The following is a 6,146-nucleotide window of genomic DNA, read 5'->3' on the forward strand; positions in this document are numbered from 1 at the left end:
TCGTTGAGAGTTTCAGACGCCGCCAGGCGTCAGAAAGTCTTCGGTGCCCGAACCGCGGTGGTCATGAGCTGAGCTATGGGGAAAGCTGTTTTGCGCAGATCGTGGGGCAGCGAGGTGTCGCCCCAAAGCGGACGCATCTGAGAACGGACCGTCTGGATATGGGCCGCAAAAGCAGGCGCTGAAAGTCGGACCGTCCGATTTTGCGGTTCCGGCGTCTGCTTTTGGGCAGCGTCGGCGCAAGCGGGGCCGCTTCCAGGCGCGGGTGTGCCCTGGAGGAGGAAGGCGATGAGCCGTGCCGGATCACGGCGCAGGTGTCCCGGATGAGACCGCCGGCTGGGGCGGCGCGCGAGGCTGATAGCGGCGCTCGAACACTTCGATGATGATCATCGTACCGCCGCAGCAAGGACAGGTCGGTTGGGGCTCTGCATCCTGGGCGGGCTCATCGACCGGTGGAGGCGCGACGTCGAGCAGGCGGCGGGCGCGTTCGAGATGATCCTTGCGGCGTGCGCTGGCGAGCAGGCCATAGTGGCGGATGCGGTGAAACCCGCGCGGCAGGGCGTGGAGGAGGAAGCGGCGGATGAACTCGTCGGCGGCGATCGTCATGACCTGCTGCCGTCCGGCGCCGGTCTTGCGGTAGTCCTTGTAGCGGAAGGTGACTCCGGCCTCGTCGAAGCGGAGGAGGCGGCTGCTCGATATGGCGACGCGGTGGGTGTAGCGCGCGAGGTAAGCGAGCACCGCCTCGGGGCCCGCGAACGGCGGCTTGGCATAGACGACCCAGCGCTTCTTGCGGGCCGGCGAGAGGTGCCGCAGGAATGCGCGTCGTTCGGCGAGATGCGTGAGGCTGCCAAAGAAAGCGAGCTTGCCGGCGTCGTGCAGCGCGCGCAGCCGGGTCAGGAAAAGGCGACGAAAAAGCGCACCAAGGACGCGGACCGGGAGCAGGAAGGCGGAGCGTGCGGATATCCAGCGCGTTCCATCGCGCGAGATGCCGCCGCCGGGCACGATCATGTGGATATGCGGATGATGGGTGAGCGCCGAGCCCCAGGTGTGGAGGACGGCGGTGATGCCGATCCGGGCGCCGAGGTGCTTCGGATCGACGGCGATGGTCAGCATCGTATCGGCCGCGGCCTTGAACAGCAGATCGTAGACGAGTGCCTTGTTGTAATAGGCGATCGCGGCGACCTCGGCAGGCAGGGTGAACACAACATGGAAGTAACCGACCGGGAGCAGGTCGGCCTCGCGGGCCTCGAGCCATGTGCGTGCAGCAGCGCCCTGGCACCTCGGGCAGTGCCGGTTGCGGCAGCTGTTGTACGCGATCCGCCAGTGGCCGCAGTCGGTGCAGGCCTCGACATGACCGCCGAGCGCGGCGGTGCGGCAATGCTCAATCGCTGACATGATCCCCAGCTGATGCAGGCTAAGGTGCCCGGCATGGGCGGCGCGATACGCGGGGCCAGCAGCACGGAAGACGTCGGCGACCTCGAGCGAGGCGCGCACGAACCCTAACCGTCAGGCGCCTTCTCGCTCGGCGATGCCAGCGCGAGCCTGTCGAGCGGGCTGACGATCGAGCGTACCGTCTTGGTCGCGACCTGCGTGTAGAAGGCGGTGGTGTTTAGCTTGGCGTGACCGAGCAGCGCCTGGATGACGCGGATATCGACACCGTCCTCGAGCAGGTGGGTGGCGAAGCTGTGGCGCAAGGTATGCGGTCCGACGCGCTTGTCGATATCGGCGGCCTCGGCGGCTTCGACGACGACACGGTAGAGCTGGCGCGTACTGATCGGCGCCGCGGCGCTCTGTCCGGGGAAAAGCCAGCCGTCGGGAACGAGGATGCCCTGCTGTCGTCCGGCGCGCCACCAGTCGCGCAGGAGCAGGAGCAGCCCTTCGGGCAGCATGGCGTTGCGGTACCGCCCGCCCTTGCCGCGCTCGATCCGCAGCAGCATCCGCTTGCTGTCGATATCGGTCACCTTGAGCGCCGACACCTCGGCGACGCGCAGGCCCGCGCCGTATGCGACCGACAGCGCGGCCTGATGCTTGAGCGAGCGCGTTGCATCGAGCAGGCGCTTTACCTCGGCCATGGTCAGCACGACGGGGATCTTGCGAACTTGCCGGGTGCGGACGAGCTTGCGCGCGAGGTCGGGGCGGTCGAGCGTGTGCGTGAAGAAGAACCTCAGCGCGCCGACGATGCTGTTCATGGTCGGCGCCGGGACGCCCGCCTGCTGCTGCTCGATCTGGAACTGCCGGATATCCTCGGCGCTCGCGGTGTGCGGCGAGCGCCCGAGCCAGGTCGCGAACCGCCCGACGTCGCGCAGATAGTTACGCTGCGTCTCCTTCGAGAAGCGGCGCATGGTCATGTCGTCGATTAGTCGCTGGCGCAGCGGGCTGATCGGGCCAATCTGGATAAGCTCATTCATCGTTCGACTCCTCAGGTAAAGGAGCCGAAAGGGTCTGCCTGCGGCAGCCCACGTTCAATCAGGCGCGGCGCTCGCTCAGCGCTTTACATCGAGGCTAGCACCAATCCGCGCAGCGGTTCGTGCATCGGCCGGAACCCACATCAATGATCGTGTGACGGCCCAGTCGCGGTTGTTTTCGTCAAGTCTGGGACGATGAAGGACACGGATCTGCCAGTCAGAACCTTCTGCTCGGGCGTCGCCAGTTCGATCAATATCTTATGGGGGCCGGGAGGAAGGCCGTTCACGACGACGGCGCCATTGTCGCCAGCGTCCGCCCATCGCCAGGGCAAATCATCAACACTGACATGCAGATGGCCTGCGCGCGGCGAGACATCGACGGCGCTTGCTCCAAAGACCGGCAGAATCCGGAAATGCTTCGTCTGATAGGGAATGATGACTGCCCCCCGTGCAAGCGGACCAGCAAGCGGCGGATCGACGAACAGTTCAGCAGGCGGTTCATTGATTATCGGCACGAATTGCGAAGCTTCGCGCCCGGCATCAATCGGCTGCGCGGCTGCGGTGGTCGCCAAGATCGAACCGAGCGCTGCTAAGAGCAGGGTACGGATCATCGCGACGTCTCCTGTGTTCCCGTTTCGCTTGTTGGCACCTCGGCAGGCACAAGCAGCGGTTTGCCTTTTTCGACGATATAGGTCGCGAGTTCAGCGCCATTCGTGGCGGTGCGATTGCGCGCCATATGCGCGACGCCCGCGGGAACAAAGAGAACCTGGCCGGCCGTGACGGTGACCGGCGGTCGACCCTCGAGCTGATATTCGAGTGTCCCCTCGATGACATAGATGACTTCCTCGCCGGGATGGCGATGCCATGGGGCCACCGCACCCGGGGCAATGTCGATGCGCGCTTGGATGGTTTCGCGGCCCGCGATCGACAGGTCGTGCCGCTGCAGGTCGGTGCGCGTGACGCCTGCGGGCGTGGAAGTTGCAGCAGATGCCGCGCCAGCCGTCAAAAGGATGACGGCAAATAAATTTGAGATTGCGTGCTTCACCTTACGCCTCCTTGCCGATGACCCGGTCGATGCGGGCCTGCAAACGCGGCCCGATCAGAAGGATCGCGGGAATGACGATGACATAGGCGATCGCCCAGGAACGCAGCCATGTCTCGACAAAGCCGGTCGCAAAACCGAGATTGAGCGCGAGGAGGGTGAAGGAAATAATCCCGGTTGTCACGACTCCCATCAGGAGGGCGAAAGCGATTTTCCGTTTCATTTGGATGTTCATGATCCAGGTCCTTATTCATCCGCAGTTTGGCGGCAAAAACCGTCGCGCCATGTCATGGCGACAGGCGCGACGGTTTTGGGTGGGTCAGACGATATTGATGTCGACCGCGATATTGCCGCGCGTCGCCTTCGAATAAGGGCAGATCTCGTGCGCGCGGGCGGTCAGCGTTTCGGCGGTGTCGCGGTCGATGCCGGGCAGGCTGACGTTGAGACGCGCGATCAGCGAAAAGCCCCCATCGTCGAGCGCAAGATCGACTTCGGCGTCGATAGCGGCGTCGGCAGGCAGCCGCAATTTCTGTTCGCTGGCAGCCTTGCCAATCGCGCCGAGGAAGCAGGCCGACCAGCCGGCCGCGAACAGCTGTTCGGGGTTGGTCCCGGTGCGGTTCGATCCGGGCGGCGACAGCGCGATATCGAGTTCGCCGTCCGAGCTGCGCGACGCGCCGTCGCGGCCGCCGGTGGTGTGGGTTTTTCCGGTATAGACGATATTCTGTGACATGATTCTACTCCTGCTATGCTTCGGGGGTTAGGCGGCTAGATACCGGGCCGCGGGGGTGCTGGTGGACAATTCGCCCGCCATGGCCTGCCGGGCTGCCTCGAAGGCGGCCCAGCGGGATTCGTCGTGAAGACTGGGGATTGTCGCAAATTCGCCACGCGCGAGGCCGGTCAGCGCGGCGTCGACGAACTGGTCGGCGCGCATGACGATCTCGCCGGGCAAATGCTCGACGGGGGTTCCCGCGATGTCCCAGAAATCGGTCGCGGTCGCTCCCGGCAGGACGACCTGCACGCCGACCCCGGTACCGTCGAGTTCGTGACGCAGGTTCTGGCTGAATGCGAGAACAAAGGCTTTGGACCCGCCATAAACACCGTTCAGCACCTCAGGGGCAACCGCGACGATCGAGGCGATGTTGACGATCGTGCCGCGGCCGCGTGCCACGAAGGCGGGCACGACCGCATAGGTCAGACGCATCAGCGCCTCGACATTGAGCGACACCATTGCGCTCATCGTATCGACGTCGGCGTCGAGGGCGCGAGCGGTCGACCCGATGCCGGCGTTGTTGACCAGCAAGGTGATGCTGCGCTCGTTCGCGAGCCGGGCTTCGACGAGAAGAAGTTCGGCGGGGTTCGCAAGGTCAGCGGGCAGCGTGTCGATCTGGCGGCCGGTGGCTTTCCGGATCGCTTGTGCCACGCGCTCGAGTTTGGTGGCGTTGCGCGCGACAAGGATCAGGTCATAGCCTTGGCGAGCCAGGCGATCGGCGTAAAGCGTGCCAATTCCACTCGACGCTCCGGTAATGAGGGCAGTGCCCTTTGCTTCGTTCATCGTTCTTCCTTTCCAACAAGGGATGGATGCCGACCGACCGTGATGGACGGGGCGGACCAGAACGATTTAGTCGTGCGGGAAAATGCCGGTAGCGGGCGAAAGCGAGAGCGAGCCTCTCAATCGCGGCAAGGGTCGGGTCAGGGGCAGTCGAAACCCGTGCATGCGGCGCGTAGCCGCGGCGTCGCCCAGTCAATAAAGGCGCGCACCTTTAGCGGCAGCAGCCCTTGGCGCGGATAGACGATATGCACCGGGCGCAGCTCGCTGTCGCCGTCGTGAAGTACCCGCACGAGCGCGCCCGACTGGAGTTGCCCCGACAGCTGATAATCGAAGAGGCGCGCGATCCCGACCCCGCCGAGCGCCGCTGCCAGATTGCCCGCAGCGCTATTGACGGCAATCCGCGTCCGCGGCGCGCAGATCATCTCCTCGCCGTCGATGCGGTAGGTCCAGAATATTTGCCGGGTGCCGAACAGGATGCCATCGTGAGCGGAAAGTTCGCGCGGGTCCGTGGGCGTGCCATGCCGTTCGAGATAATCGGGGCTCGCACAGGTGATCAGGCGAAAGTCGCCTGTCTTGACCGCATAGAGAGCGCTGTCGGCCAGATGGCCCAGGCGGATTGCGACGTCGATATGTTCATCGACCATATGGGTGCGCCGGTCGGAGGCGATGAGGTTCAAGGTGACTTCGGGATATTCGGCCATGAACGACAGCGCGATCGGCATCACATGGTGTGCGCCGAATTCGACCGGCATCGTGACCGTCAGTTCACCGCGCGGCGTGCTATATTCGCCGGATGCGCGCCGTTCGGCCTCGTCGAGGTCGGCTATTATCCGCCGCGCGGCCTCTACATAATCGCGGCCGGCATCGGTGAGCTGGATGTTGCGGCTGGTACGGACGAGAAGATTGGTGCCGAGATGCCGTTCGAGTTCGGCGACCTTGCGGCTGACGCTGGGGAGCGGCGCATTCAGCTTGCGGCTCCCCGCGGACAGGCTGCCCGCGTCGACGACCGCCAGAATCACCCGCATGGCGTCAAGACGATCCATCTGTCTCCCTCTCTTGCCCGCACGCTGAATAGCGGAATTTGCCCGGTCGTCACAGCTGCAAGCAATTGCCGCTCGCGTCGCAAACAAACACCCGCCATCGGCGATCAATG

General features: G+C 64.6%; 8 protein-coding genes. All 8 read right to left on the bottom strand.

The genetic code is table 11. The annotated features are described in order from the left end of the window. Positions 1-300 precede the first annotated feature (300 nt). The 8 genes from VJ811_RS17875 to VJ811_RS17910 all read right to left on the bottom strand — a co-directional run bounded on the left by VJ811_RS17875 (position 301) and on the right by VJ811_RS17910 (position 6,036). Positions 301-1,491 carry an IS91 family transposase gene (locus VJ811_RS17875; RefSeq protein WP_324074889.1) on the bottom strand — a complete coding sequence of 397 codons (1,191 nt, stop codon included), beginning with the start codon at positions 1,489-1,491 and terminating at the stop codon, positions 301-303. A gap of 5 nt (positions 1,492-1,496) precedes the next feature. Continuing rightward, the gene (locus VJ811_RS17880; RefSeq protein WP_324074890.1) at positions 1,497-2,405 is read right to left on the bottom strand and encodes a site-specific integrase; all 909 of its coding nucleotides are present in this window, start codon (positions 2,403-2,405) and stop codon (positions 1,497-1,499) included. 140 nt (positions 2,406-2,545) lie between these two features. Beyond that, positions 2,546-3,013: a DUF6130 family protein gene (locus tag VJ811_RS17885; RefSeq protein ID WP_324074891.1), complete on the bottom strand. Its 468-nt coding sequence runs from the start codon at positions 3,011-3,013 to the stop codon at positions 2,546-2,548. Then, on the bottom strand, positions 3,010-3,447 hold the full coding sequence (locus VJ811_RS17890) for a cupin domain-containing protein (protein ID WP_324074892.1): 438 nt from the start codon (positions 3,445-3,447) through the stop codon (positions 3,010-3,012). Before VJ811_RS17890 ends, VJ811_RS17885 begins: the two co-directional genes overlap by 4 nt. Position 3,448: 1 nt before the next feature. Next, entirely contained in the window at positions 3,449-3,679 is a 231-nt protein-coding gene (locus tag VJ811_RS17895) for a DUF2798 domain-containing protein (RefSeq protein WP_293647107.1), read from the bottom strand. 84 nt (positions 3,680-3,763) lie between these two features. Beyond that, on the bottom strand, positions 3,764-4,174 hold the full coding sequence (locus VJ811_RS17900; RefSeq protein WP_293647105.1) for an organic hydroperoxide resistance protein: 411 nt from the start codon (positions 4,172-4,174) through the stop codon (positions 3,764-3,766). A gap of 27 nt (positions 4,175-4,201) precedes the next feature. Next, on the bottom strand, positions 4,202-4,996 hold the full coding sequence (locus VJ811_RS17905; RefSeq protein WP_324074893.1) for an SDR family oxidoreductase: 795 nt from the start codon (positions 4,994-4,996) through the stop codon (positions 4,202-4,204). Positions 4,997-5,133: 137 nt separating this feature from the next. Beyond that, positions 5,134-6,036, bottom strand: a complete 903-nt coding sequence (locus tag VJ811_RS17910) for a LysR family transcriptional regulator (RefSeq protein ID WP_324074894.1) — start codon at positions 6,034-6,036, stop codon at positions 5,134-5,136. Positions 6,037-6,146 lie beyond the last annotated feature (110 nt).

It is taken from the genome of Sphingopyxis sp., from assembly GCF_035250425.1.
Lineage (GTDB): Bacteria > Pseudomonadota > Alphaproteobacteria > Sphingomonadales > Sphingomonadaceae > Sphingopyxis.

Coding starts and splice junctions, on each gene's coding strand:
- VJ811_RS17880 (WP_324074890.1), bottom strand. CDS start 2,405: ATGAATGAGCTTATCCAGATTGGCCCGATCAGCCCGCTGCGCCAGCGA.
- VJ811_RS17885 (WP_324074891.1), bottom strand. CDS start 3,013: ATGATCCGTACCCTGCTCTTAGCAGCGCTCGGTTCGATCTTGGCGACC.
- VJ811_RS17895 (WP_293647107.1), bottom strand. CDS start 3,679: ATGAACATCCAAATGAAACGGAAAATCGCTTTCGCCCTCCTGATGGGA.
- VJ811_RS17900 (WP_293647105.1), bottom strand. CDS start 4,174: ATGTCACAGAATATCGTCTATACCGGAAAAACCCACACCACCGGCGGC.
- VJ811_RS17905 (WP_324074893.1), bottom strand. CDS start 4,996: ATGAACGAAGCAAAGGGCACTGCCCTCATTACCGGAGCGTCGAGTGGA.
- VJ811_RS17910 (WP_324074894.1), bottom strand. CDS start 6,036: ATGGATCGTCTTGACGCCATGCGGGTGATTCTGGCGGTCGTCGACGCG.